The sequence below is a fragment of the Streptomyces rubellomurinus genome (assembly GCF_000961885.1).
Classification (GTDB): domain Bacteria; phylum Actinomycetota; class Actinomycetes; order Streptomycetales; family Streptomycetaceae; genus Kitasatospora; species Kitasatospora rubellomurina.
The window spans coordinates 1-25,932 of record NZ_JZKH01000008.1 but is presented as its reverse complement, the minus strand read 5'-3'; the positions used below and the strand labels follow the sequence as shown (position 1 = coordinate 25,932).

Genomic DNA, 25,932 nt, shown 5'->3' with positions numbered 1-25,932 from the left:
CGAAATGTCTTACAACGCCGCAGGCGTACCCGAGAAGTTCGCGATGCTCGGGCTCACGTTCGACGACGTCCTGCTGCTGCCCGGGGCTTCCGCGGTGCTGCCGAACCAGGTGGACACCTCCTCCCGGGTCTCGCGCAACGTCCGCGTCAACATCCCGCTGCTGTCCGCGGCGATGGACAAGGTCACCGAGGCGCGGATGGCCATCGCGATGGCCCGCCAGGGCGGCGTCGGCGTCCTGCACCGCAACCTGTCGGTCGAGGACCAGGCCAACCAGGTCGACCTGGTGAAGCGCTCCGAGTCCGGCATGGTCACCGACCCGATCACGGTCGGCCCGGACACCACGCTGGCCGAGGCGGACGCGCTGTGCGCCAAGTTCCGCATCTCCGGCGTGCCGATCGCGGACGCGGCCGGCAAGCTGCTCGGCATCGTCACCAACCGCGACATGGCCTTCGAGTCGGACCGCAGCCGCCAGGTCCGCGAGATCATGACCCCGATGCCGCTGATCACCGGCAAGGTCGGCATCTCCGGCGAGGACGCGATGGCGCTGCTGCGCCGCCACAAGATCGAGAAGCTGCCGCTGGTCGACGACGAGGGCCGGATCAAGGGCCTCATCACCGTCAAGGACTTCGTCAAGGCCGAGCAGTACCCGAACGCCGCCAAGGACGCCGAGGGCCGGCTGCTGGTCGGTGCCGCGGTGGGCGCCAGCGCCGAGGCCTTCGACCGGGCCCAGGCCCTGGTCGAGGCGGGCGTGGACTTCCTGGTCGTCGACACCTCGCACGGCCACAGCCACAACGCGCTGGCCTGGATCGAGAAGATCAAGTCGGCCGTCAAGGTCGACGTGGTCGGCGGCAACGTCGCCACCCGGGACGGCGCCCAGGCGCTGATCGACGCCGGCGTGGACGGCGTCAAGGTCGGTGTCGGCCCCGGCTCCATCTGCACCACCCGCGTGGTCGCCGGCATCGGCGTCCCGCAGATCACCGCCATCTACGAGGCCGCCCAGGCCTGCCAGGCGGCCGGCGTGCCGGTCATCGGCGACGGCGGCCTGCAGTACTCGGGCGACATCGGCAAGGCGCTGGCCGCCGGTGCCGACACCGTGATGCTCGGCTCGCTGCTGGCCGGCTGCGAGGAGTCCCCGGGCGAGCTGCTGTTCATCAACGGCAAGCAGTTCAAGTCCTACCGCGGCATGGGCTCGCTGGGTGCCATGCAGTCGCGCGGCCAGGGCCGCTCGTACTCCAAGGACCGCTACTTCCAGGCCGAGGTGGCCTCGGACGACAAGCTCGTCCCCGAGGGCATCGAGGGCCAGGTGCAGTACCGCGGCCCGCTGTCGGCCGTGCTGCACCAGCTGGTCGGCGGCCTGCGCCAGACCATGGGCTACGTGGGCGCCGCCACCATCGCCGAGATGGAGAGCAAGGGCCGCTTCGTCCGGATCACTGCGGCGGGCCTCAAGGAGAGCCACCCGCACGACATCCAGATGACCGTCGAGGCGCCGAACTACTCGGCCCGCTGACGCGCTGACCCGGGAAGGGCCCGCTCCGGCGGGCCCTTCCGCGTGTCCGGGGGCCGGGCCGTCCGGGCGGCGGCCCCTCCCGCGGCCTTCGGCTCGGAGGCGAGCGCGCGAGCCGCGGTACGGGATACTGGAGGGCGGCCGGGGTGACCCGGCGGGCATGAGCAACAAACCAGAAGGGCTCGAAGTGACTGAGATCGAGATCGGGCGAGGCAAGCGCGGCCGCCGGGCGTACTCCTTCGACGACATCGCCGTCGTCCCCAGCCGTCGCACCCGGGACCCGAAGGAGGTCTCGATCGCCTGGCAGATCGACGCCTACCGCTTCGAGCTGCCCTTCCTGGCGGCCCCGATGGACAGCGTGGTCTCGCCGCAGCAGGCCATCGCCATCGGCCGGCTCGGCGGCCTCGGCGTGCTGAACCTCGAAGGCCTCTGGACCCGCTACGAGGACCCGCAGCCGCTGCTCGACGAGATCGCCTCGATCACCGACGAGGCCGCCGCGACCCGCCGCCTGCAGGAGGTCTACGCCGCGCCGATCCGCGCCGAGCTGATCAAGCAGCGCATCCAGGAGGTCCGCGACTCCGGCGTGGTCACCGCCGCCGCGCTCTCGCCGCAGCGCACCGCCGAGTTCTCCAAGGCCGTCGTGGACGCGGGCGTCGACGTCTTCGTCATCCGCGGCACCACCGTCTCGGCCGAGCACGTCTCCAGCGCCGCCGAGCCGCTGAACCTCAAGCAGTTCATCTACGAGCTCGACGTCCCGGTGATCGTCGGCGGCTGCGCCACCTACACCGCCGCGCTGCACCTGATGCGGACCGGCGCGGCCGGTGTGCTGGTCGGCTTCGGCGGCGGCGCCGCCCACACCACCCGGAACGTGCTGGGCATCCAGGTGCCGATGGCCACCGCCGTCGCCGACGTGGCCGCCGCCCGTCGCGACTACATGGACGAGTCCGGCGGCCGCTACGTGCACGTGATCGCGGACGGCGGCGTCGGCTACAGCGGCGACATCCCGAAGGCCGTCGCCTGCGGCGCCGACGCGGTGATGATCGGTGCCGCGCTGGCCCGGGCCACCGACGCGCCCGGCAAGGGCTTCCACTGGGGCATGGAGGCCGTCCACGAGGAGCTGCCGCGCGGCAAGCGGGTCAACCTCGGCACCGTCGGCACCACCGAGGAGATCCTGACCGGTCCCTCGCACACCCCGGACGGCACGATGAACCTGTTCGGCGCGCTGCGGCGGGCGATGGCCACCACCGGCTACACGGAGCTCAAGGAGTTCCAGCGGGTCGAGGTGACGGTCAACCCGGCGCTCAACCACCGCTGAGTCCGCTGACGAAGGCCCTCGCCGGCCCCCGGAGACCGGGGGCGGGCGAGGGCCTAGGTGCGGGTGGCGGCGCGGCGGGTGAGCAGGTAGCCGCCGATCAGCGCGATGGCGTAGAAGGCGAGGTCGAGCGGCCGGAGGTCGGCGCGCCAGCCGGCCAGCGCGTCGTGCGGCAGGCCGTCCGGCCCGGGGCCGTCGGCGCGGACCTGGCGCAGGTGCTGGGTGAGCTGGCCGAGTAACAGGGCGGCCGCCGCCAGCAGGGCGCCGAGGGGCGGGAGCAGGCGGCTCGGGCCGCCGAGCCGGCCGAGCGGGAGCGCGATCAGGCCGGCCTGGGCGATGGCCAGCCAGCCGAGGCTGTCGGCCGCCCGCAGCGGCGCGCAGCCGTACGCCAGGGCGCCGAGCAGCGCGGCGAGCAGGGCGAGGGCGATCGCCGGGGCGGTGCGGCGGCGCGGGGCCGCCCGGTGGGCGGGGGCGACGGGCTCGTACCCCGTGACCGGAGCGCCGGGCATGCCGGGGGCGACGTACCCCTCGGGCGCGGCCGGGAGCGGTGCGACCGTGTAGTGCTGCGCGGTGGGCGGGCGGACCGACTGGCCGTCAGCGTCCGGTGCGGGTGCGGTCATGGGCGTCGAGTCCCCCCCGGAAAGACGATGAAGCTGCCGAACGGTAGCAGCGTTTCGGACGGATCTCGGCGAGTTTTCGATCACAGATCGGGCACGGAGCGCCGCGAGCGTTCCGGTTCGTCCGGGCTCGGGGCAGGGGGTGGGTGGTCGTGGGCCCGCGGGACAGGGGATGATGGAGGCTTGGCCGTCCGGGCCCGGCAGGGCCGACGCGCCGTCACCACGACCGCCGGCAGCACATGGGGGAACGTTCCGAATGACCGAGGCGCAGGGCTCCACCGGCCGCCTGCTGGCCGGCCGCTACCGGCTGACCGCGGTGCTCGGGCGCGGCGGCATGGGCACCGTCTGGCGCGCCGAGGACGAGATGCTGGACCGGACCGTCGCGGTCAAGGAACTGCGGATGAACGCCAGCGTCGAGGAGGAGGAGAAGCACCGGCTGATCGTCCGGACGCTGCGCGAGGCCAAGGCGACCGCGCGGATCCGGCACAACTCGGCGGTGACCGTCTTCGACGTGGTCGAGGAGGACGACCGGCCGTGGATCGTCATGGAGCTGGTCGAGTCCCGCTCGCTGGCCGACGTCGTCCGCGAGGACGGGCCGTTGGAGCCCGCCCGGGCGGCCGAGATCGCGCTGGACGTGCTGGGCGTGCTGATGTCCGCGCACGCGCTGGGCATCCTGCACCGTGACGTGAAGCCGTCCAACGTGCTGATCGGCGAGGACGGCCGGGTGGTGCTGACCGACTTCGGCATCGCCAGCGTGGAGGGCGACGCCTCCGTCACCTCCACCGGCATGCTGGTCGGCGCGCCCTCGTACATATCCCCGGAGCGGGCGCGCGGGCAGAAGCCCGGCCCGCCCGCCGACCTGTGGTCGCTCGGCGGCACGCTGTACGCGATGGTGGAGGGCCGGCCGCCGTACGACCGGGGCTCGGCGCTGGCCACGCTGACCGCGGTGATGACCGAGGACCTGACCGTGCCGGCGAACGCCGGGCCGCTGCTGCCGGTGATCGAGGGGCTGCTGGAGAAGGACCCGGCGAAGCGGCTGGACGCCTCGCAGACCCGGTCGATGCTGAAGCGGGTGGTCGCCGAGGCCACCGCGAAGGCGGAGTCGACCACCGAGCACGCGGTGCCGCTGAAGCCCGCCGCCGAGGAGGCGAAGGGCGAGCCGGCGGAGACCGAGCAGGCGCAGGCCGATCCGGTGCAGGCCGAGCCGGCGCGGGCCGAGCCGGCGCGTCGACGGACCGTCGGCGGGCTGCTCGGGACCGTCCGGGTCGGCAGCCGGGCGCGGGACGAGGAGCCGGCGGCCGCCGTGGAGCCGGCGGCCGCCGTGGAGCCGGCGGCCGAGCCGGCCGCTGCCGCCGCGGCCGGGGCCGCCTCCGCGCCGGAGCCCGAGCCGATCCGGCCGGTGACCAGCGAGTGGACCAGGGGCGCCACGCAGGCGGCCGGCGCCGACCCGCGCAAGGGTCGGCGGCGGCTGGCCGTGGTCACCGTGGTGCTGGTGCTGCTGCTGATCGCCGGGGTGGTCGCGGTGGTCCGGGCGGTCGGCGGGGACGACGGCGCGACCGGCGGGACCGCGCACGGCGCCGGCTCCGCCGCGCCCGTCGTGGCGAGCACCGAGGCGACCCCGAGCCAGAGCGCGTCCGCGCCCACCGAGCCCGCCCCCGCCACGCCGGCGCCCACCGAGCCGCCGGCCACCGGCGCGAGCTCGGCCGCCGCGCCGCCCCCGCCCGCCGCCACCACGCCCGCGGCGCAGCCCCCGGCGCCCGCCCCGAGCACGACGCAGGCCGCGCCGGGCGCTCCGGTGCCCGCCGGGTTCCACGAGTACAAGGACCCGAGCGGCTTCTCCGTCACCCTGCCGGACTGGCTGCAGCCGGCCGGCTCGGACGGCAACCGGCGGATCTTCAAGAACGCCGCGGACGGCAGCCAGCTGCGGATCGAGTGGACCACCTCGCCCGGCGCGAGCGCCCTCGCCGACTGGCAGGACTCCGAGCCCAACGTGCGCGGGCAGGTGACCAACTACCAGCGGCTGAACCTGGCGGCGATCAGCTACCGGCAGTGGAGCAACGCGGCGGACTGGGAGTGGACCAACGGCACCCCCAAGACCCACTCGCTCAACCGCGGCTTCGTGACCGGCAGCCCGGCCAAGTACGGCTACTCGATCTACTGGATCGTCCCGGACGCGCAGTGGGCCGCGCAGGCCCAGGCCCGGGACGTCGTGTTCGGCAGCTTCCAGCCGGCGCCGTAGCGCCGGCCGGGCGCGGGGCTCAGCCGAGCAGGCGCTGCTTGGCCCGGCCGAACTCCTCGTCGGTGAGCGCCCCGGAGGCGTGCAGGGCGGCCAACCGCTCCAGCTGGCCGAGGAGCCGCTCGCCCGCGTCGAGCTCGGCCGGGGCGGCGTCGGCGGGCGGCAGGGCGACGGGCGGCGCGGCGGCGACGGCCGGTGCGGTGTCGTGGGCCGGTGCGGCGTCGGCGGGCGGGGCGGTGCGGGCGCGCCGGGCGGCCTCCCGGATCTGCTCGGCGAAGACCTCGCCCTTGATCACGTCCTCGAAGCGGTGCGCACCGGTCAGCGCGACGACCGTCAGCACCTCGCCGTTGAACTTGGTCCGGACCACGGAGGCGTCGGTGACGGCGGCGAGCGGAACCGGGACCGGCGGCTTCCCGTCCTTCAGGAAGAGCAGCCGATGGGTGGTCAGCACCAGTGCGCCCCGGCGGAAGTGGTCGGGGTGGCGCCCGGCGGTGGAGGCGACGGGCGACTCGCCCGCGAGCACGGTGGCCTCGACCGTGCGCAGGGCCGCGGCCTGGTTGGCTTGGTTGCTGTTGCCCGCCACCTTGAAGGCGGTGTCGATCAGTTCGGTCCAGTCCATGGGATCGAGCGTATAAGGAGCCGCTCAGTAGGCTGCTCGGTGAGCGAGAGGAACTGGCATGCGAGGCGGCCCCGGGCAGTTGCTGGCAGGGCGGTACCGGCTGACGGACCGTCCCGAACCCTTGCGCGCCCGGGCGGTGGACGAGCAGAACGGCGAATCGGTGCTGCTCCGCGCGCTGGAGCTGCCCGCGCTGCTGACCGCCGGTCAGGGCCTGGACGACCCGCTGCCCGCGCAGGCGGACCGGCTGGTGCGCCGGGTGGCGGCGGCCGGTGCCGCGGCGCCGACCTGGCACCCCCGGCTGCTGCGCGGTGTCGGGGCCTTCGCCGAGGGCGAGTTGCTGTGGACGGTCGAGGAGCGGCCGGCCGGCTGCTCGCTGGCCGAACTGCTCGCCGCGGGGCCGGTGCCGCCGTACCGGGCGGCCGAGTTGGCGGCGGACCTGGCCGGCGCGCTGCGCGCGCTGCACGGCGCCGGGCTCGCGCACGGGAACGTCACGGCCGAGTCGGTGCTGGTCTGCGAGGACGGCGCGGCGATGCTCGGCGGGCTGCTTTCCGGGGTCGCCGAGGAGGCGCTGGCCGAGGACCTCGGCGGGCCGGGCGGGCGCAGACGGTACGACGTCCGGGCCACCCTGGTCGGCCCGGTCGCCGAGCGCTGGCCGCTGGACGGCGGCCCGGCGGGGGACTGCTGGGCGCTCGGCGCGCTGCTGCAGCGGATGGTCACCGGCCGCTCGCCGTTCCCGGAGGGCGGTGTGCCGGAGCTGGTGACGGCCGTCCGGGACGGGCGGCGCGAACCCAGCGTGGTGTGCGGGCCGTTGGCGCCGCTGGCCGAGCGGCTGCTGCAGCCCGACCCGTCGCTGCGGCCGAGCGCCGAGGACGTCCGGCGGGAGCTGGCGGCGCTGCTGGCGGGCGCGCCGGAGCCGGTCGACGAGGAGCGGGCGGCGCGCGAGGCGGTGGCGCGGGAGGTGGCCCTGAAGCCGGCGGCGCCGCTGGTGCCGCAGCGGCCGCGCCGGCGTCCGGCCCGGGCCGCGGGGACGGAGCGGACGGCGGACGACCGGGCGAGGCCGCCCCGGATACCCCCGGCCCTGCTCGGTCCGCTGCTGGTGGGGGGCGTGTTCGTGCTGCTGGCGCTGGCGCTGGCCGCCGTGGTGCTGTTCGCAGGCTGACGGCCCGGCTGCGCGCCGTGCGGGCGACCCGGCCCGTGGACGTGATTACCGGGCCCGGCGGGGTGCGCCTAATCTGTGCGTGGAATCAGTTCGAACAGTGGTCTGGACAGGCCCTCCTCCGTCGCGGTGACGGCAGGCGGATGAGCGGGGGAGCGGTCGCCGATGGGCGGGCAGGACCGGCCGGAGGCGGCCGAGGTGGAGCGGCTGCTGGCCGGGCGGTACGAGCTGGGCGAGCGGCTCGGCCGCGGTGGGATGGGTACGGTCTGGCGGGCCTGGGACCGCATGCTGGACCGCGAGGTCGCGGTCAAGGAGCTGACCGTCAACCACCTCCCCGAGGAGGACCTGCAGATCCTGCACGCCCGGATGAAGCGCGAGGCCAGTGCGGCCGCGCGGATCAAGCACCCCGGCGTGATCACCGTGCACGACGTGCTGGAGCAGGACGGCCGGCCGTGGATCGTGATGGAGCTGGTCGACGGCCGCTCGCTCGCCGACGTGATCAGCCAGGACGGCACCCTGCAGCCGCGCGCCGCCGCCGAGGTCGGCAGCCAGGTGCTGGCGGCGCTGCACCGCGGCCACCAGCTGGGCGTGCTGCACCGGGACGTCAAGCCGGCCAACGTGCTGCTGGAGCGCGGCACCGGGCGGGTGGTGCTGCTGGACTTCGGCATCGCCAAGTACGAGGGCTCGACCGAGCTGACCCGGCCGGGGGACCTGGTCGGCTCGCCGGACTACCTGGCGCCGGAGCGCGCCCAGGGCGAGCGGCCCGGGCCGGCCTCCGACCTGTGGGGCCTCGGCGCGACGCTGTGGGCGGCCGTCGAGGGCCGGTCGCCGTTCCGCCGGGACTCGCCGATCACCACGCTGGCCGCGGTGGTCGACGAGCCGCTGCCGGAGTCCCGCCGGGCCGGGCCGCTCGGGCCGGTGCTGGCCGCGCTGATGGCCAAGGACCCGGCCGACCGGCCGACCGCGGACGAGGCGGCCCGGATGCTGGCCGAGGTGCGGTCCGGGCACACGATGGGCCTGAAGTCCGTGCCCTCGACGCGCACGCCCACCCAGTCCGTCCCGGTGGTGGACCGCAGCGACCACCCGGAGGAGGCGCCGCCGGCCGGGGACGCCCCGGAAGGGTCGGAGGGCCCGACCGAGCCGCGCCAGTCGGCCGTCGCGGTGGACACCGCCGGGGGCGCACTCGCCCAGTCGCACGCGCCCACCACGGCCGTCGCGCCGGTCGCGCACGCCAACGCGCCGGTCGCGGATCCCGGTGCGCGCCCGGTCGCGCACTCCGTCACGCCCGCGCGCGGTCCGGCCCGGCGCCGCAACCTGCTGAAGCTCGCCGCGATCGGGCTGGCCGTGGGCGTGCTGGCCGCCGGGGCGACCTTCTTCGCCACCCGGCACATGGTCGGCCCGTCGACCGCCGACCCCACGACCACCAGCACCCCGGCCGACCCGGACCCGACCAACCCGCCCGGCCCCGGCCCGGCCGCGCCCGCCGGCTACCACTGGGTGGACGACCCGGCCGGTTTCCGCTTCCCCCTGCCCAACGGCACCCCGGCCTGGCAGCGGGTGATCTCCGGGGACGCCAACCAGATCTTCTACACGCCCGACAACAAGACGCACTACCTGCAGTTCGCCGTCACCGTGGGCCAGTCGGTCAAGCCGCTGGACCACATGCGGCAGATGGAGGGCAGCGTCTCCAAGTCGCTGAAGGACTACAAGCAGCACCAGCTGACCGGCGCCGCGGTGAACAGCCACGAGGCGGCCGTCTGGGAGTTCAGCTACCTCGCCAAGGAGGGCGGCCGGCGGCGCGCGATCGAGGCCGAGTTCATCGACGAGGACGGCACCGGGTACGCGATCTACTCCTCCAGCCCGGACCGGGGCACCGAGTGGACCGAGGCCGAGCAGCGGTTCCGAACGGTGCTCAACGCCTTCACCCCGACCCGCTGACGGCGGGGTTCGCCGCGTTCGTCCGACACCGGCAGATTCTTGTTACCCATGGGTACCGGACCGGCCGCCGAGCGCCTAGGCTGCGCCGTATGTCGGACCTCACAGCAGGCGCAGCGGCCCTCGACCACCCCGACGCCGGCCCGGCCGGCGGCAACCCGGCCGCCCCCGGCGGCGGTCGGACGGTCTCCTCGGCCGTCCCGCCGTCCCTGGTCGGCCGGCTCGCGGCGGGCGTCACCGCCACCGGCGAGCCCAGCCTGGTGGAGACCGTCGCCCCGCTGACCGGCGAGCGGCTGGCCGCCCTGCCGCAGTCCACCCCCGCGGACGTCGAGGTCGCGTTCCAGCTGGCCCGCCGCGCCCAGCCCGCCTGGGCCGCGCTGCCGGTGCGCCACCGCGCCGCCGTCCTGCTGCGCTTCCACGACCTGCTGCTGAAGCGGCAGGACGAGGTGCTCGACCTCGTCCAGGCCGAGACCGGCAAGGCCCGGCTGCACGCCTTCGAGGAGGTGCTGGCCGTCGCCATGGCCGCCCGGCACTACGGGCGCGCCGCCCAGGGCTACCTGCGGGACAAGCGGCGCGGCGGCGCGCTGCCGGCGCTCACCCACGCGGTCGAGGCCCGCCGCCCCAAGGGCGTGGTCGGCCACATCTCGCCCTGGAACTACCCGCTGGAGCTGTCCGTCGGGGACGCCCTGCCCGCCTTCGTGGCCGGGAACGCGGTGGTCAACAAGCCCGACACGCAGACCGCGCTGACCGCCCTGTGGGCCCGCGAGCTGCTGATCGAGGCCGGGCTGCCGGCCGACCTGTGGCAGATCGTGATCGGCGACGGGCCGGTGATCGGCCCCGCCGTGGTGGAGCACGCCGACTACGTCTCCTTCACCGGCTCCACCCGCACCGGCCGCGACGTGGCCCAGCGCGCCGCCGCCCGGCTGGTCGGCGCCTCGCTCGAACTCGGCGGCAAGAACGCCATGCTGGTGCTCTCCGACGCCGACCTCGACGCCGCCGCCGCGGGCGCCGTCCGGGCCTGCTTCTCCTCCGCCGGGCAGCTGTGCATCTCGATCGAGCGGCTGCTGGTGCACCGCTCGGTGGCCGACGAGTTCCTGGAGCGCTTCGCCGCCCGCACCCGGGCGCTGCGCCTCGGCGGCGGGCTCGCGTACGGCGCCGACATGGGATCGCTGGTCTCCGTCCGGCAGTTGGAGACCACCGCCCGGCACGTCGAGGAGGCCGTCAAGGCGGGCGCCACGGTGGTGGCCGGCGGCCGCGCCCGGCCCGACCTCGGCCCGTACTTCTACGAGCCGACCATCCTCGACGGGGTGACCCCGGAGATGGCGGTCTGCGCCGAGGAGACCTTCGGCCCGGTCGTCTCGGTGTACCGCTTCGACACCGAGGACGAGGCGGTGGCCGCCGCCAACTCCACGCCGTACGGCCTGAACTCCAGCGTCTGGACCAGGGACCACCGGCGCGGACGGGCGGTCGCGGCCCGGCTGCGCACCGGCACCGTCAACGTCAACGAGGCCTACGCGGCCACCTACGGCTCGGTCGCCTCCCCGATGGGCGGCATGGGCGACTCCGGGCTGGGCCGCCGGCACGGCTCCGAGGGCATCCTGCGCTTCACCGAGGCGCAGACCATCGCGACCCAGCGGCTGATGCCGATCGCGCCCGCCTTCGGCCTGGACGACCGGAAGTTCGCCGCCGTGATGACCGGCGGGCTGCGGGTGCTGAAGGCCCTGCGCTTCAAGTAGCCCCGAACTGCTTTCCCCCACAACAGGTTCGATCCCCGAAGGAGCGGTGCAGATGGTGGAGTCCGGCGATGCGGCGGAGTTCGACTACGACGTGGTCGTGGTCGGCTCCGGCTTCGGCGGTTCGGTCGCCGCGCTGCGGCTGACCGAGAAGGGCTACCGGGTCGCCGTCCTGGAGGCCGGGCGCCGCTTCGAGCGGGACGAACTGCCCCGCAACTCCTGGGACCTGGCGAACTACCTGTGGGCGCCGCAGCTCGGCCTGTACGGGATCCAGCGCATCCACCTGCTGGCCAACGTGCTGATCCTGGCCGGCGCCGGGGTCGGCGGCGGCTCGCTGAACTACGCCAACACCCTCTACGTGCCGCCGAAGGCCTTCTTCGAGGACCGCCAGTGGCGGCACATCACCGACTGGCAGGAGGAGCTGGCGCCGTTCTACGACCAGGCGCAGCGGATGCTTGGGGTCCGGCTCAACCCGACCGTCACGCCCTCCGACGTCCACCTCAAGGCGGCCGCCGAGCGGATGGGCGTCGGCGACACCTTCCACATGGCGCCGGTCGGGGTGTTCTTCGGCGACGGCAAGGACACCGACGGCACCGCCAAGGCGGCGCCCGGCGAGGAGGTCGCCGACCCGTACTTCGGCGGCGCCGGCCCGGCCCGCAAGGCCTGCGTGGAGTGCGGCGAGTGCATGACCGGCTGCCGGCACGGCGCCAAGAACACGCTCACCGAGAACTACCTGTACCTGGCGGAGCGCGGCGGCGCCGAGATCCACCCGCTCACCACGGTGGCCCGGATCCGGGAGCGCGGTGAAGGATTCGCCGTGGACGTGCGCCGCACCGACTCGCGGTCGAGGACCGACCGGGTCAAGGCCGGCGCGCGGACCATCACCGCCGCGCAGGTGGTGGTGGCGGCCGGCACCTACGGCACCCAGTCGCTGCTGCACCGGATGCGCGACGGCGGGCACCTGCCCCGGATCTCGGCGCGGCTCGGCGAGCTGACCCGCACCAACTCCGAGGCGATCGTCGGCGCGCAGACCACCGACCGGCGCTACGGCGCCAAGGCGGACTTCACCAAGGGCGTCGCGATCACCTCCTCGGTCCACCCCGACGAGAACACCCACATCGAGCCGGTCCGCTACGGCAAGGGCTCCAACGCGATGGGCGCGCTGTCGATCGCCCAGGTCAAGGGCGGCGGGAGGACCCCGCGCTGGCTGCGCTACCTGGGCAACTCGGTGCTGCACCCGGTGACCTTCGCGCGCTCGATGAACCAGCACCGCTGGTCCGAGAAGACGATCATCGGGCTGGTGATGCAGTCCCTGGACAACTCGATCACCGTCTCGCTGAAGAAGGGCCCGCTCGGCAAGCCCCGGCTCACCTCCACCCAGGGCCACGGCGAACCCAACCCGACCTGGATCCCGGCCGCCCAGCAGGGCGCCCAGGCGCTCGCCGAGGAGATCAACGGCTTCGCGGGCAGCACCGTCGGCGAGATCTTCGACATCCCGCTGACCGCCCACTTCCTCGGCGGCTGCCCGATCGGCGACGCCCCCGAGACCGGCGTGGTCGACCCGTACCACCGGCTGTACGGGCACCCCGGGATCAGCGTGGTGGACGGCGCGGCCGTCTCCGCCAACCTCGGGGTCAACCCCTCGCTCACCATCACCGCGCAGGCCGAGCGGGCCCTGTCGATGTGGCCGAACAAGGGCGAGCCCGACCCGCGCCCGGCCCCGGGCGAGGCCTACCGGCCGGTCACCGCGGTGGCGCCGGTGCGGCCGGCGGTGCCGGCCGGGGCCTTCGGCGCGCTGCGGCCGCCGGTGCTGCTGCCCGTCCCGGAAGTGCCCGGCCAGCAGGCCTGACGCCGCCGTTCGGAGGGCGAACCCGCCGGTGCGGTTCCCGGTTGACACCAGTTCGGGTCCGGTGGGATAAACGGGCTCCCTGGGGGGACCAGGAATTCGTCGAGCGGGGGTAAGCGGTCCATGACCAACTGCGCATGGTGCGGCGCGACTTGGACGGGAGGAGCGTCGGTCTGCGCGTCGTGCGGACGGCCGGCCGCTCCGCCGCCGACCGCCGTCGGGACACCCGCGGTGTCGCCGGTCGACGCGGCGCCCGCGATCTCGCCGGTCGACGCCGTGCCCTCGGCCCCGCCGCCGTACGGGCCGCCGCCCGGTGCGCCCGGCTTCCCGCCGCCGCCCGGTATGCCCGGTGCGCCCGGCTTCCCGCCGCCGCCCGGGGCTCCCGGCTTCGTGCCGGGACCGGGCGCCGGGTACCCCGCCCCCGGCGCGCCCTCGCTGGGCAACTGGGGCGCCGGACGGCCGGTCCAGCCGCGCGTCGGACAGCCGCCGCTGCTGCGCTGGCTGACCGGCTCGGACTGGCGCCCGGCGCTCGTCTCGGCGATCGCGCCGACCGTGGTGCTGCTGGTGGCCGCGCTGGCCGTGGCCGCCCCGGCCGACTACCGGCCGGACGGCGCGGGCTCGACGCCGGGCTTCGGCGACGTCTTCGGCGCGACCCTCGGGGCGGCCCTGGGCGCGCTCGGCGCGCCGCTGCGGATCGGCTACCACGGCAACACGGGCTTCGGCACCGGCATGGACTACGAGATCCGCGCCCTGCCGCTGACCGTCACCCTCCTCTGGATCCTCGCGCTCTGGCTCGGCCTGCGGGCCGGCCTGCGGCGGAGCAAGGCCAAGGGCGTCCAGCTGACCCGGGGGCAGGCGGCTGGCGAGGCGCTGCGCTCCGCCCTCGTGATGGGGGCGGTGACCCTGCTGCTCGGGCTGGTCGCCGGGACGACCTGGAAGCCCGACCAGCGCGGTCGCGGCGGCTTCTCCGGATACGACTACGGCGACTACGGGGACTACGGCTCCGGCCCGGGCTCCGGCGGCAAGCGGGACGCCGGAATGTCCTTCTTCGCGAACACCGGCTGGGCGGAGGCGCTCGGCTGGACGGTGCTGCTCGCCTTCCTGGTGGCCTTCGCGGTCTACGGCACGGACGCGCTGCGCTGGGCCGCCTGGCGCAGCCCGGCGGTGCGCGGCTGGGCGGTGTCCGCGCTGACGGCGGGCCAGGCGCTCGCCCTGACCTGGGGCCTCGCCTCGGTGGCCGGCTTCGTGATCGCCGCGGCGAACAGCGACAACGGCTGGGAGGTCGGCGCCGCGTTCGCCTTCATGCCCAACCTCGGCCTCGCCCTGCTCGGCTTCGGCTCGGGGGCGAGCCTCCAGGGCGACTCCGTCCGGGGCGGCTACGACTCCTCGATGCGGGGCTCGGGCCCCGACAGCATGGACGTGTCCTTCTTCGACCTGCACGAGCTCGGCGGCGAGTGGCGCCTGGCCGGCCTGCTGGCGCTCGTCTCGGCGGCGGTGCTCGCCGGGGTCGCGGTCCGGCGGCGGCTGGGGTCGGCCGACCGGCTGCGGCTGGCGGCCGTGTACGCGGCGGCGCTCGTCCTGCTGTCGACGGTGGGCGGCGCGATCGTCACCATGTCGATCACCATGGCCGGCTGGTCCTCGGCTTCGCGCTCGACCATGTCCCAGGAGATGTCGATCGGCCTGAGCTTCCCGAGCGTGCTGCTGGCGAGCATCGTCTGGGCGGCGGTCGGCGCGCTGGTCGTCCCGGCGCTGCTGACGGGCTTCCGCCGGGGCGGTGCCCAGCCGTACCCGGCCCCGCCGTACTACGCGGGCGCTCCTGGCTACCCGGGCGCGCCCGGCTACCCGGGCGGGCCGGGCTTCGCCGGTGCCCCCGTGCCGCCGCAGCCGCCGTACCCGGGCGGGCCGGACCTCCTGGGCGCGCCGGGCTTCGTGGGCGCGCCGGTGCCGCCGCAGCCGCCGTACCCGGGCGCGCCGGCGTACGGCGCCCCGGTGCCGCCGCCCGCGCAGGCGCCCGCGCCGTACGGGGTGCCGCACCCGGCCGCCGCGCCGGACCCGCACGCGCCCTCGGCGCCGCCGGTCGCCGCGCCGGCCGCGCCCGCGGGCGGGGTGGGCGAGGTGCTGGGCTCGCACGAGCCGGCGCCCGCGCCCGCGACTCCGCCGTCCGGTGAGGCGCCGGTCGACCCGAGTGTCTGGCGCGACCACCCGTAGGTCGTCCGTGGTGGGAATCCCCGCCGTCCCGCCCGTCCTTCGGGTGGGCGGCGGGGATTTTCGCGCCCGGAGGCGGCCCGGAGGCGGCCCGGAGGCGGCCTGAGGCGACCCGAGGCGACCCGAGGCGACCCGGGCGAGGCCCGGAACAGGTCCGGACAGGGCAAAGGGCCCCGCGGGGGAACGGGGCCCTTTGTCGCTCAGCACTCGGCGTCAGGGCCGCGCCGGGTGCTGTGGTGACGGCGCCGGGGGAGGAGCGCCGTCGTGTCGGTTGGCATCGGGCCGCCGACGCGGTCCCGGCACGGGCGGCCGGGGCGCGGGGCGGGCGCGTCCGTGTCGCGACGGGGTCGGCGCGCGGGTTCGCGCCTGGCCTTCGCTCACGGAGCGTGAGGTGTTCACCGCTGCCGCTTCCCTGTGCGGCGGCATCGGTCCGGCCTCCCACCGGGCTGTCCGGCTGTCGGGAGAACCGCTTACACGCAGCATCGTGCTGGACGAAGGGCTTGCTATGCAACCGATTCGGCACAGTTCGCTTGAGTCTGTTTCACGACTGACGAGTAATCTCAGGCGCGGCCCGAGCCGGTCCGGCCGGTCGCGGGTCCGTGTCGACCGGCGGCGCGGATGATCACGGTGAGTAGCTGGTCGGTCGATCGGGGCGCACGAGGACGCGCGTAGCGGTACGGGACGGGAACGGGGTGCGCCCGGGCGCACCCGGGGTCGTGCCGGATCGTGCGGGGTCGTACCGGGGTGCGACGGCCGGTTCGGGCGTCCCCGAAGGCCGGCCGCCCCACCTCTGGTGACCCAGTCGCGGCCGGGGTCGCTGTCCCCTGCTGGCCGGCCGCGACACCCGCGCACGGTCCCACGGTGCCGCGCTCCCCGGCGGGCCGGGGCGGCGGCGCCACATGCGCCGGTGGACTGGGGTGGAGCTCCACGCGTGGTCCTGCTGCCCGTGCGGCGTGCCCCCGGCCGGGGGCGGAGGCGGCGCGTCTGGCGGACGCGGCGCGGCCGTACGGTCGTAGGAAGCAACGAACCGGAGGCCCGTACGGTCACGGTCGTTCGGACGAGCAGACGAGTGAAACCGGACAGCCCGGTAGAATCGGTGTCCAGACACCCCACACCCGTCCGCCGCCGCCGCCCCCGCCGGGAAGGCGGTCCGGCGAGACACCCTCGATACCGCTGCCGGAAGGCCGTCCGTGTCCTCTGCAATTCCCGTCCAGCCCGTACCGGACAACGACACCGTCCTGGTCGTCGACTTCGGTGCCCAGTACGCCCAGCTCATCGCCCGTCGGGTGCGTGAGGCGCGGGTCTACAGCGAGATCGTGCCGAGCAGCATGCCGGTCGCCGAGATGCTCGCCAAGAACCCGAAGGCGATCATCCTCTCCGGCGGTCCGTCGTCGGTCTACGAAGAGGGCGCGCCGCAGCTCGACCGCGCGATCTTCGAGGCCGGTGTCCCGGTCTTCGGCATGTGCTACGGCTTCCAGCTGATGGCCAAGACCCTCGGCGGCACCGTCGACAACAACGGGGCCCGCGAGTACGGCCGCACCCCGCTGACCGTCTCCCGCACCGGCTCCACCCTGTTCGAGGGCGTCCCGGCGCAGCACTCGGTGTGGATGTCGCACGGCGACGCCTGCTCGGCGGCCCCGGAGGGCTTCACCGTCACGGCCTCCACCGACCTCGTCCCGGTCGCGGCCTTCGAGAACGACGAGGCCCGCCTGTACGGCGTCCAGTACCACCCCGAGGTGCTGCACTCCGACCACGGCCAGCAGATCCTGGAGCACTTCCTCTACCGCGGCGCCGGCATCGCCCCGACCTGGACCACCGGCAGCGTGGTCGAGGAGCAGATCGCCCTGATCCGCGAGCAGGTCGGCGACAAGCGCGCGATCTGCGGCCTGTCCGGCGGCGTGGACTCCGCGGTCGCCGCCGCCCTGGTCAACAAGGCCATCGGCGACCGGCTGACCTGCGTGTACGTCGACCACGGCCTGATGCGCAAGGGCGAGACCGAGCAGGTCGAGAAGGACTTCGTGGCCGCCACCGGCGTGCAGCTGAAGGTCGTCGACGCCTCCGAGCGCTTCCTGGACGCGCTGAAGGGGGTCACCGACCCCGAGGAGAAGCGCAAGATCATCGGCCGCGAGTTCATCCGCGTCTTCGAGCAGGCCCAGGCCGAGATCGTGGCCGAGGCCGGCGAGCACGGCGAGTCGGTGGACTTCCTGGTCCAGGGCACCCTGTACCCGGACGTGGTGGAGTCCGGCGGCGGTACCGGCACCGCCAACATCAAGTCCCACCACAACGTCGGCGGCCTGCCCGAGGACCTGCAGTTCCAGCTGGTCGAGCCGCTGCGCAAGCTGTTCAAGGACGAGGTCCGGATGGTCGGCCAGGAGCTGGGCCTGCCGGAGGAGATCGTCCAGCGCCAGCCGTTCCCGGGCCCGGGCCTGGGCATCCGGATCGTCGGCGAGGTCACCAAGGAGCGGCTGGACCTGCTCCGCGACGCCGACGCGATCGCCCGCGAGGAGCTGACCGCGGCCGGTCTGGACCGCGAGATCTGGCAGTGCCCGGTCGTGCTGCTCGCCGACGTCCGCAGCGTGGGCGTGCAGGGCGACGGCCGCACCTACGGTCACCCGATCGTGCTGCGTCCGGTCTCGTCCGAGGACGCCATGACGGCCGACTGGTCGCGCCTGCCGTACGACGTGCTGGCGAAGATCTCCACCCGGATCACCAACGAGGTCCGCGACGTGAACCGCGTCGTCGTCGACGTCACCAGCAAGCCGCCGGGCACCATCGAGTGGGAGTGAGCACTCCCGCCGGTCGCTGACCCGACCGGAGCCCGAACGGCCGCGCCGTCGTTCCCGTACCCGAGGGAGCGGCGGCGCGGCCGTTCCGCGTCCCGGGGGAGGGGCACCCCACGGGGGGACGTCCCACCGAAAGCGTTCAGGAGCGGGCAGAATGCGGGGCGGACCTGTCAGGCAGTGGCAGGCCGCGAGGGAAGGTGTGAGGGATGTCGGAGGCCAGCAACTCCGTGCCGGTCGACGGGGGAGCGGCCGGCCGGGCCGACCGGGCGGCGCAGCGACGGGCGTTCGCGTCCAGGTACGCGCTGCTGCCCCTGCGGCTCTTCCTCGGTGTCACCCTCGTCTACGCCGCGCTCGACAAGCTCTCCGACGCGCACTTCCTGGCCGGCGCGGGCGACCCGGCCTCGTTCGTCTCGCAGACCCGGGCGGCCAAGGCGGGCGGCAGCCCGATCGCCTTCCTGCTCGGCCCGGCCCTCGACCACTCGACCCTGTTCGCGCTGGCCATCGCCTTCGGCGAGCTGGCGGTCGGCCTCGGCACCCTGCTCGGCCTCTGGGGCCGGATGGCGGCGCTCGGCGGCGTGCTGATCAGCCTCAGCCTCTGGCTGACCGTCAGCTGGAACGTCTCGCCGTACTACCTCGGCAACGACCTCGCCTACCTGATGGCCTGGACGCCGCTGCTGCTGGCCGGCACGCCGTACCTGTCGGTGGACGGCTACCTGGCCCGGCGGGCCGGGCGGGACCGCGCGCGCGGGCTGACCGAGGAGCACGTCAGGCGCCGGGCGGTGATGGACGGCGGGATCGCGGCGGTCGCGCTCGGCGGCGCCGGACTGCTCACCGGCTCGCTGACCCGCACCTTCGGCCGGGACGAGGCGGCCGCGCCCAAGCAGTCCGCGGCCCCGGTCTCCACCGCCCCGGTCTCCACCGCCCCGGGGCCGGCCCCCGCGGTGGCCGCGGCGAGCGTGCCGGTCGGCGGCTCGGCCCAGGTCAAGGACCCGGCCACCGGGGACGCCGTCTACATCGTGCAGCCGAAGGCGGGCCAGTACTGCGGCCTGTCCGCGGTGTGCACCCACTCCGGCTGCGCGGTGGACGCCCCGAAGAACGGCCAGCTGTACTGCCCGTGCCACGGTTCGCGCTTCGACGCCGCCACCGGCGCGGTGGTCAACGGGCCGGCGACCAAGCCGCTGCCGAAGTACACCGTGACGAAGAACGGCGACCAGCTGAAGCTCGGCCCGCTGCAGAGCTGAGCCGGACGGCTACTCGCGCTCGCCGCGGCCGCGCCGGGCCACCGCCACCACCGCGCCGATCAGGCCGCCGGTCCCGAGCACGATGAAGGCGGTCGGGATGACGACCCGTCCGTTGACCGACTGGTCGTTGACCGCCGCGACCAGGTAGACGACGGCGATCACGGTGAACAGCGCGCCCGCGATCAGCGAGAACACGTCGAGCCGGTGCTTCCTCACTGCTGGACCACCTTGATGTCGCCCAGCCCGATCCCGAGCTGGAGGTTGAGAGTGCCCTTCGCGGCCCGGCCGTTCGCCGGGGACAGCTGGTAGGTGTGCCGCCCGGTGCCCTCCTCGTGGCCGTCCGGGAGGGCGATGTTGCCGAGGCCCACCCGGGCCACCACGGTCACGTCGACGTCCGGCGGCAGGACGACGGTCACCTCGCCGACGCCCAGGTCGACCTTGGTGGCGAGGGCGGCGCCGGCCGGGTCGAGCCGGGAGAGGTCGAGCCTGATCTCGCCGGCCCCGAGGTTGTAGCGGTCCCGCAGGTCGCTCGCGGTGGCGACGGTCCAGTGGCGGTCGCCGACGGCGTTCTGCATCGAGTGCGGCGAGCGGCCGACGGCGGCCAGCGCCAGGGTGGCCAGCAGGCCGATCACGGCGAGCTTGCGGGCCTTGCCGAACTTCGCGGCGAGCAGCAGGGTCAGGCCCACCACCAGCAGCCCGCCGGCCAGCGCGACCTGGCTGAGCTTGGTGACGTCGGTGTGCCCGTAGTTCGCCGACCAGATCGCGGCGCCCACGCCGATCGCCAGCACGAAGCCGAAGAAACCGAGCGGCGAGCGCTCCTTGGGGTGGCGGACCGCGGCCGGCTCGCGGCGGCGCGGCGGGTCGTCCTTGCGCAGCGGGTCGCCCGCCGGCAGGTCGGGCCGCTGCCACCAGGGCCGGGGCGCGCCGACCGGCGGCGTCGGCGGGCTGTACGGCGGGGCGGGCGTCGCGCCGGCGCCGTACGGGTTGCGCTCGGGGTGGCGCGGGTCCCACAGGTAGCCGCTCGGGCCCGGGGCCGGGGTGTCGGCCGGGACGGTCCCGGCGGCCTGCTCGGCGGCGTGCCGGGCCCGGGCCGCCTCGTCCTCGGCCGACCGCGGCCAGGCGTCCCCGCCGGCCTCGGGGTACAGCCGGTCGTACGGGCCGCCGCGACGGCGCCCGCGCCGGCGGCCGCGGCGCCGCTCCGGGTCGTAGCGCACCGCGAGGAACACCAGCCCGGCGAGCAGCAGCAGCGGGAACATCTGGTCGCCGTCGCCCATCGAGGAGAAGAAGACGCCGGTGCCGATCACGGTCAGCAGCACCGCGCCGATCGACTGGCCGTCCACCCGGCCGGTGAGCACCCGCTGGAGCTCGGTGCGCCCGCCCCGGCCGGTGGCGTCGGTGCTGCCCTCGGTCGGGACGACCAGCCAGGCCAGGCCGTACAGGAACAGCCCGAGGCCGCCGGAGAGGCAGAGCACCACGGTGACCACCCGGAAGACCACCGGGTCGATGTCCAGGTGCCGTCCGAGGCCGCCGCAGACGCCGGCCACCACGCGGTGGTGTTCGGCCCGGGTCAGCGGGGGGCGGTCCGGCTCCGGCGGGGCGGCGGGCCCGGCCTCCTCGATGCGGTGGTCCTCGGTCATGGGGACCATCCTTCCGGCTGGTCCCGGCCGCGCCCAACCGGGAGCAGCCCTGCCCGTACCCTGACTTGTCCCTGATAACGGGTAGGGAAGCACCCTGATGCGCCCGCGCCCGCCCGCGTGGAACCATCGGTGCCGTGGCAGCACCCGGTACCGATCCCCGCCCCCTCGCCCCCGACAGCAGCTCGGCCGGCGCCGACCCCGGCGCGCCCGGCGACCGCCCGCCGTACCGGCGGCTCTACCGCAGCCCGCACGGGCGGATGATGGGCGGCGTCGCGCACGGCCTGGCGGTGCACCTCGGGCTGCCGGTGCGGTGGGTGCGGCTGGCGTTCGTGCTGCTGTTCTTCGCGCAGGGGATCGGCGCGCTGCTGTACGCCGCGTTCTGGTTCGTGGTGCCGATCGGCATCGGCGAGCCCGCGCGGCGCGGTGCCGCGCAGTGGGTGTACGTCAACGGCGGCTTCGTCCCGGCCGGGGGCGGGCAGCAGGGCGGCCCGCTGACCAAGGGCCGCAGCGGCGGCCGGCTCGGCCGGCTGCGCGAACTGCTGCAGCACACGCTGCAGGGCGAGCCGCTCGCGCCGGTGCCCCCGGGCGCCGCCCCGGCCGGGGAGGAGGCCGCCGCGCCCGCCGGCCGCGGCGGGCAGGGCGGCCTCGGCCAGCTCGCCGCCCTGGTCCTGCTGGTGATCGGCCTGATCGCGCTGCTCAACGTGCTCGGTTGGCAGCCCGCCAAGCCGTACACCTGGCCGCTGCTGGCGATCGGCGTCGGCGTGGCGCTGGTCTGGCGGCAGGCCGACGACTCGCGCTGGCAGCGCTGGTTCGGCCTGGAGGAGGGCGAGAAGCGGCGCGGCGCCTACACCCGGGTCGGCGGCGGCGTGCTGCTCGTGGTCGCCGGCACCATCGCGCTGCTCGCCGTGCAGAGCAGCGGCTCGACCCTCGGCTCGGTGGTCCAGGCCTCGCTCGCGGTGCTCGCCGGCGTGCTGGTGCTGCTCGGCCCGTACGGCCTGCGGCTGTGGCAGGACCTCGGCGCCGAGCGCACCGCCCGCATCCGCGCCCAGGAGCGCGCGGAGATCGCCGCGCACATCCACGACTCGGTGCTGCACACCCTGACCCTGATCCAGCGCCGCGCCGAGGACCCCAAGGAGGTGCAGCGGCTGGCCCGCTCGCAGGAGCGCGAGCTGCGGCTGTGGCTGTACCGCCCGGAGGCCGCCGCCGAGGCCGCGCCGGACACCATGGCGGAGAGCCTGCGGGCGGCCGTCGCCGAGGTCGAGGACCGGCACGGCGTCCCGGTCGAGCTGGTCATCGTCGGCGACTGCCCGATGGACGAGAAGATCGCGGCACAGATGCAGGCCGCGAGGGAGGCGACCGTCAACGCGGCCAAGTACGGTGGCGGGGGACCGGTCCAGGTCTACGCCGAGGTGGAGGGGCGGAAGGTGTCGGTGTTCGTGCGCGACCACGGCCCCGGCTTCGATCCCGACACGGTGCCCGAGGACCGGATGGGCGTACGGGAGTCGATCATCGGCCGGATGAAGCGCCACGGCGGCACCGCCCGGGTGCGGCCGGCGGCGGGCGGCGGTACCGAGGTCGAGCTGGAGATGGAGAGAACGAATGACTGAGGCAGCTCCGGAGCGTGCGGCACGGGTCGTCCTGGTGGACGACCACCGGATGTTCCGGACGGGGGTCAGGGCCGAGATCGGCCGTACCGAGGTGACCGGCATCGACGTGGTCGGCGAGGCCGACGACGTCGACTCCGCGGTCCGCGTCGTCGCCGAGACCAGGCCGGACGTGGTGCTGCTCGACGTCCACCTGCCCGGCGGCGGCGGCGTCGAGGTGCTGCGCCGCTCGGCGGGCCTGATGGGGGAGCAGGGGGGAGTCAAGTTCCTGGCGCTGTCCGTCTCGGACGCCGCCGAGGACGTCATCGGCGTGATCCGCGGCGGCGCCCGCGGCTACGTCACCAAGACCATCACCGGCACCGACCTGGTCGACGCGATCTTCCGGATCGCGGACGGCGACGCGGTGTTCTCGCCCCGGCTGGCGGGCTTCGTGCTGGACGCCTTCGCCGCCACCGACACCCCACCGGTGGACGAGGACCTCGACCGGCTCACCCAGCGCGAGCGCGAGGTGCTGCGGCTGATCGCCCGCGGATACGCCTACAAGGAGATCGCCAAGCAGCTGTTCATCTCGGTGAAGACGGTCGAGAGCCACGTCTCCGCCGTCCTGCGCAAGCTCCAGCTCAGCAACCGGCACGAACTGACCCGCTGGGCCACCGCCCGCCGCCTGGTCTGAGTTCCGGCCCGTCGAGCCCGCCCGCCCGGATCCGTCGGGACGGGCGGGCTTGTCGGTGGGTGGCCATAGACTCGGCAGTGCCATGAATAGCCTCTTTGACGACCTCCCGCTCCCCGGTTTCGAGGCTCCTGCCGCCGGGTCGAAGCAGCCCGCCGCGCCGATCGACGCCATCGGCGAGGAGCCCCCGCCGTACGAGGACGACGTCCCGTACGACGCCTTCGAGGAGGCCATCCCGGAGGGGCTGTTCCACACCGACCACGCGGCCGAGGCCGAGCGGGACGCCTGGTACCGCAACGGCGCCGCCCGGACGGTCGTGGACCCGGCGCAGCTGCTGGAGGGCATGAACGACCCGCAGCGCGAGGCCGTGCTGCACGCGGGCTCGCCGCTGCTGATCGTGGCCGGCGCGGGATCCGGCAAGACCCGGGTGCTGACCCACCGGATCGCCCACCTGCTGGGCGCGCGCGGCGTGCAGCCGGGCGAGATCCTGGCGATCACCTTCACCAACAAGGCCGCGGGCGAGATGCGCGAGCGCGTGGAGGCGCTGGTCGGCCCGCGCGCCCGGGCGATGTGGGTGTCCACCTTCCACAGCGCCTGCGTGCGGATCCTGCGCCGCGAGTCGAAGCAGCTGGGCTTCACCTCCAGCTTCTCGATCTACGACTCGGCCGACTCGCAGCGGCTGATGGCGCTGGTCTGCCGCGACCTCGACCTGGACCCGAAGCAGTTCCCGCCGAAGTCCTTCACGGCGAAGATCAGCAACCTGAAGAACGAGCTGATCGACGAGGAGACCTTCGCCGACCAGGCCGCCAACCCGATGGAGAAGAAGCTCGCCGAGGCGTACGCGCTGTACCAGCGGCGGCTGCGCGAGGCCAACGCGCTGGACTTCGACGACATCATCATGACGACGGTGAACCTGCTGCAGGCCTTCCCCGACGTCGCCGAGCACTACCGGCGCCGGTTCCGGCACATCCTGGTCGACGAGTACCAGGACACCAACCACGCCCAGTACATGCTGGTCCGCGAGCTGAGCGGGGGCTCCGTCGCCGCCGCGCCCAAGCGCACCGCGGACGGGGACTTCGTGAACCCGGCCGCCGCGCAGCTGGCCGAGGTGCCGCCCGCCGAGCTGTGCGTGGTCGGTGACGCGGACCAGTCGATCTACGCCTTCCGCGGCGCGACCATCCGCAACATCCTCCAGTTCGAGGAGGACTACCCGAACGCGACCACGATCCTGCTGGAGCAGAACTACCGCTCCACGCAGACCATCCTGAGCGCCGCCAACGCCGTCATCGAGCGCAACGCCAACCGGCGCGAGAAGAAGCTGTGGACGGCCGGCGACCACGGCGAGAAGGTCATCGGCTACGTCGCGGACGACGAGCACGGCGAGGCCCAGTTCATCGCCGACGAGATCGACCGGCTCACCGACAAGGGCGAGGCCAAGCCCGGCGACGTCGCGATCTTCTACCGGACCAACGCGCAGTCCCGCGTGTTCGAGGAGGTGTTCATCCGGGTCGGCCTGCCGTACAAGGTGGTCGGCGGGGTGCGCTTCTACGAGCGCAAGGAGGTCCGGGACGTCCTGGCGTACCTGCGGGTGCTCTCCAACCCGGAGGACACCGTGCCGCTGCGCCGGATCCTCAACGTGCCCAAGCGCGGCATCGGCGAGCGCGCCGAGGCGATGATCGACGCGCTGGCCGCGCGGGAGCGGATCTCCTTCGCCCAGGCGCTGGTGCGGGTCGACGAGGCGTACGGGATGGCCGCGCGCTCGGCCAACGCGGTGAAGAAGTTCAACGTGCTGATGGCCGGGCTGCGCCAGGTCGTCGAGTCGGGCGCGGGCCCGGCGGCGGTGCTGGAGGCCGTCCTGGAGGAGACCGGCTACCTGGCCGAGCTGCAGTCCTCCACCGACCCGCAGGACGAGACCCGGGTGGAGAACCTGCAGGAGCTCGCCTCGGTCGCGTTGGAGTACGAGCAGGACCCGGGCGAGCGGCCGGACGCCGGCGAGGAGGGCACGCCGCCGGTCGGCTCGCTGGCCGACTTCCTGGAGCGGGTCGCGCTGGTCGCCGACTCCGACCAGATCCCGGACGAGGACGAGGAGGGGCAGGGCGTCATCACGATGATGACCCTGCACACCGCCAAGGGCCTGGAGTTCCCGGTCGTCTTCCTGACCGGCATGGAGGACGGGATCTTCCCGCACATGCGGGCGCTCAACCAGGTCAAGGAGCTGGAGGAGGAGCGCCGGCTCGCGTACGTCGGGCTCACCCGGGCGCGCGAGCGGCTGTACCTGACCCGCTCGGTGCTGCGCAGCGCCTGGGGGCAGCCGGCCTACAACCCGGCCTCGCGGTTCCTGGAGGAGATCCCGGAGACGCTGGTCGAGTGGAAGCGGAAGGGGGCCGCGCAGGCGCCCGTCCAGCGGGGCTTCTCCTCGGGCTCCTCGGGCTCCTCGTGGGGCAAGTCCTCGTCCGGGGGCGGCGGTTCGCGGTCCTCCTCGGCGGCTTCCGCTTCGCCGAAGGCGGGTTGGGGGCAGTCGGCGCGGCGCGGCGGCCAGGTCGTGGAGCGCGACGCGGTCTCGCTCGCGGTCGGCGACCGGGTCACCCACGACAGCTTCGGGCTGGGCACGGTGGTGGCCGTCACCGGCGTCGGCGACCGGGCGCAGGCCACCGTCGACTTCGGCACCGAGGGGCGCAAGCAGCTGCTGCTGCGCTACGCGCCCGTCGAGAAGCTGTGAACCGGGGTCTGTGGCCCTAGTACTGCAACGGTGCTTACCGTGACGAGGCTTCAGCTCTCGGGCTGTGGCCTCGTCTCTTGTAATGGCTGGTCCGGGCCTGTTGTTGGCGTCTGCG

Annotated in this window: 17 protein-coding genes; 13 read left to right on the top strand and 4 right to left on the bottom strand. The window is 74.6% G+C overall.

From position 1 onward, the window contains the following. The first annotated feature begins 4 nt into the window (after nucleotides 1–4). Nucleotides 5–1,507, top strand: coding sequence for an IMP dehydrogenase (gene guaB, locus VM95_RS06075; RefSeq protein WP_045693014.1), 1,503 nt, complete (start codon nucleotides 5–7; stop codon nucleotides 1,505–1,507). Between the two features lie 184 nt (nucleotides 1,508–1,691). Beyond that, nucleotides 1,692–2,819, top strand: a complete 1,128-nt coding sequence (locus tag VM95_RS06070) for a GuaB3 family IMP dehydrogenase-related protein (RefSeq protein ID WP_045693013.1) — start codon at nucleotides 1,692–1,694, stop codon at nucleotides 2,817–2,819. Nucleotides 2,820–2,872: 53 nt separating this feature from the next. Here VM95_RS06070 and VM95_RS06065 read toward each other — a convergent pair whose 3' ends face one another. Then, entirely contained in the window at nucleotides 2,873–3,436 is a 564-nt protein-coding gene (locus VM95_RS06065; protein WP_045693012.1) for a hypothetical protein, read from the bottom strand. Between the two features lie 253 nt (nucleotides 3,437–3,689). On the opposite strand from VM95_RS06065, the gene VM95_RS06060 reads away from it, so the two are divergent. Then, a complete protein-coding gene (locus VM95_RS06060) occupies nucleotides 3,690–5,672 on the top strand; it encodes a serine/threonine-protein kinase (protein WP_045693011.1) in 1,983 nt (660 codons plus the stop codon). Nucleotides 5,673–5,691: 19 nt separating this feature from the next. Here VM95_RS06060 and VM95_RS44130 read toward each other — a convergent pair whose 3' ends face one another. Continuing rightward, nucleotides 5,692–6,288, bottom strand: coding sequence for an SHOCT domain-containing protein (locus VM95_RS44130; RefSeq protein WP_052707173.1), 597 nt, complete (start codon nucleotides 6,286–6,288; stop codon nucleotides 5,692–5,694). A 58-nt stretch (nucleotides 6,289–6,346) separates the two neighbouring features. On the opposite strand from VM95_RS44130, the gene VM95_RS06050 reads away from it, so the two are divergent. The 7 genes from VM95_RS06050 to VM95_RS45435 all read left to right on the top strand — a co-directional run bounded on the left by VM95_RS06050 (nucleotide 6,347) and on the right by VM95_RS45435 (nucleotide 19,187). Next, nucleotides 6,347–7,447, top strand: coding sequence for a protein kinase domain-containing protein (locus tag VM95_RS06050; protein ID WP_045693010.1), 1,101 nt, complete (start codon nucleotides 6,347–6,349; stop codon nucleotides 7,445–7,447). A gap of 162 nt (nucleotides 7,448–7,609) precedes the next feature. Then, nucleotides 7,610–9,382 (top strand): serine/threonine-protein kinase, encoded by a 1,773-nt coding sequence (locus VM95_RS44125; RefSeq protein WP_045693009.1) that lies wholly within the window; start codon nucleotides 7,610–7,612, stop codon nucleotides 9,380–9,382. An 89-nt stretch (nucleotides 9,383–9,471) separates the two neighbouring features. Then, the gene (locus VM95_RS06040) at nucleotides 9,472–11,115 is read left to right on the top strand and encodes a succinic semialdehyde dehydrogenase (RefSeq protein ID WP_045693008.1); all 1,644 of its coding nucleotides are present in this window, start codon (nucleotides 9,472–9,474) and stop codon (nucleotides 11,113–11,115) included. Between the two features lie 52 nt (nucleotides 11,116–11,167). Then, entirely contained in the window at nucleotides 11,168–12,961 is a 1,794-nt protein-coding gene (locus VM95_RS06035) for a GMC oxidoreductase (RefSeq protein ID WP_045693007.1), read from the top strand. 228 nt (nucleotides 12,962–13,189) lie between these two features. Continuing rightward, complete coding sequence (locus VM95_RS38575; protein WP_052707172.1) at nucleotides 13,190–15,166, top strand: hypothetical protein; 1,977 nt, start codon at nucleotides 13,190–13,192, stop codon at nucleotides 15,164–15,166. Nucleotides 15,167–16,353: 1,187 nt separating this feature from the next. After that, nucleotides 16,354–17,949 (top strand): glutamine-hydrolyzing GMP synthase, encoded by a 1,596-nt coding sequence (gene guaA, locus VM95_RS06025; RefSeq protein WP_045693006.1) that lies wholly within the window; start codon nucleotides 16,354–16,356, stop codon nucleotides 17,947–17,949. Between the two features lie 203 nt (nucleotides 17,950–18,152). Next, entirely contained in the window at nucleotides 18,153–19,187 is a 1,035-nt protein-coding gene (locus VM95_RS45435; RefSeq protein ID WP_063773457.1) for a Rieske 2Fe-2S domain-containing protein, read from the top strand. Nucleotides 19,188–19,196: 9 nt separating this feature from the next. Here VM95_RS45435 and VM95_RS06015 read toward each other — a convergent pair whose 3' ends face one another. After that, on the bottom strand, nucleotides 19,197–19,403 hold the full coding sequence (locus VM95_RS06015; protein ID WP_045693005.1) for a hypothetical protein: 207 nt from the start codon (nucleotides 19,401–19,403) through the stop codon (nucleotides 19,197–19,199). Next, nucleotides 19,400–20,824 (bottom strand): PspC domain-containing protein, encoded by a 1,425-nt coding sequence (locus VM95_RS06010; protein ID WP_045693004.1) that lies wholly within the window; start codon nucleotides 20,822–20,824, stop codon nucleotides 19,400–19,402. The genes VM95_RS06015 and VM95_RS06010 overlap by 4 nt, the downstream gene beginning before the upstream one ends. Nucleotides 20,825–20,958: 134 nt before the next feature. Here VM95_RS06010 and VM95_RS06005 point away from each other — a divergent pair, with 134 nt between their 5' ends. The 3 genes from VM95_RS06005 (at nucleotide 20,959) to pcrA (ending at nucleotide 25,817) form a co-directional block, all read left to right on the top strand. Beyond that, entirely contained in the window at nucleotides 20,959–22,431 is a 1,473-nt protein-coding gene (locus VM95_RS06005; RefSeq protein WP_063773456.1) for an ATP-binding protein, read from the top strand. Further along, nucleotides 22,424–23,101 carry a LuxR C-terminal-related transcriptional regulator gene (locus VM95_RS06000; protein WP_045693003.1) on the top strand — a complete coding sequence of 226 codons (678 nt, stop codon included), beginning with the start codon at nucleotides 22,424–22,426 and terminating at the stop codon, nucleotides 23,099–23,101. The genes VM95_RS06005 and VM95_RS06000 overlap by 8 nt, the downstream gene beginning before the upstream one ends. An 82-nt stretch (nucleotides 23,102–23,183) precedes the next feature. Beyond that, complete coding sequence (gene pcrA, locus VM95_RS05995) at nucleotides 23,184–25,817, top strand: DNA helicase PcrA (RefSeq protein ID WP_045693002.1); 2,634 nt, start codon at nucleotides 23,184–23,186, stop codon at nucleotides 25,815–25,817. Nucleotides 25,818–25,932 lie beyond the last annotated feature (115 nt).

Bases quoted from the DNA above. Each gene is read 5' to 3' on its own strand.
- guaB (WP_045693014.1), top strand. From the start codon at position 5: ATGTCTTACAACGCCGCAGGCGTACCCGAGAAGTTCGCGATGCTCGGG.
- VM95_RS06065 (WP_045693012.1), bottom strand. From the start codon at position 3,436: ATGACCGCACCCGCACCGGACGCTGACGGCCAGTCGGTCCGCCCGCCC.
- VM95_RS06060 (WP_045693011.1), top strand. From the start codon at position 3,690: ATGACCGAGGCGCAGGGCTCCACCGGCCGCCTGCTGGCCGGCCGCTAC.
- VM95_RS44130 (WP_052707173.1), bottom strand. From the start codon at position 6,288: ATGGACTGGACCGAACTGATCGACACCGCCTTCAAGGTGGCGGGCAAC.
- VM95_RS06050 (WP_045693010.1), top strand. From the start codon at position 6,347: ATGCGAGGCGGCCCCGGGCAGTTGCTGGCAGGGCGGTACCGGCTGACG.
- VM95_RS44125 (WP_045693009.1), top strand. From the start codon at position 7,610: ATGGGCGGGCAGGACCGGCCGGAGGCGGCCGAGGTGGAGCGGCTGCTG.
- VM95_RS06040 (WP_045693008.1), top strand. From the start codon at position 9,472: ATGTCGGACCTCACAGCAGGCGCAGCGGCCCTCGACCACCCCGACGCC.
- VM95_RS06035 (WP_045693007.1), top strand. From the start codon at position 11,168: ATGGTGGAGTCCGGCGATGCGGCGGAGTTCGACTACGACGTGGTCGTG.
- VM95_RS45435 (WP_063773457.1), top strand. From the start codon at position 18,153: ATGTCGGAGGCCAGCAACTCCGTGCCGGTCGACGGGGGAGCGGCCGGC.
- VM95_RS06010 (WP_045693004.1), bottom strand. From the start codon at position 20,824: ATGACCGAGGACCACCGCATCGAGGAGGCCGGGCCCGCCGCCCCGCCG.
- VM95_RS06000 (WP_045693003.1), top strand. From the start codon at position 22,424: ATGACTGAGGCAGCTCCGGAGCGTGCGGCACGGGTCGTCCTGGTGGAC.
- pcrA (WP_045693002.1), top strand. From the start codon at position 23,184: ATGAATAGCCTCTTTGACGACCTCCCGCTCCCCGGTTTCGAGGCTCCT.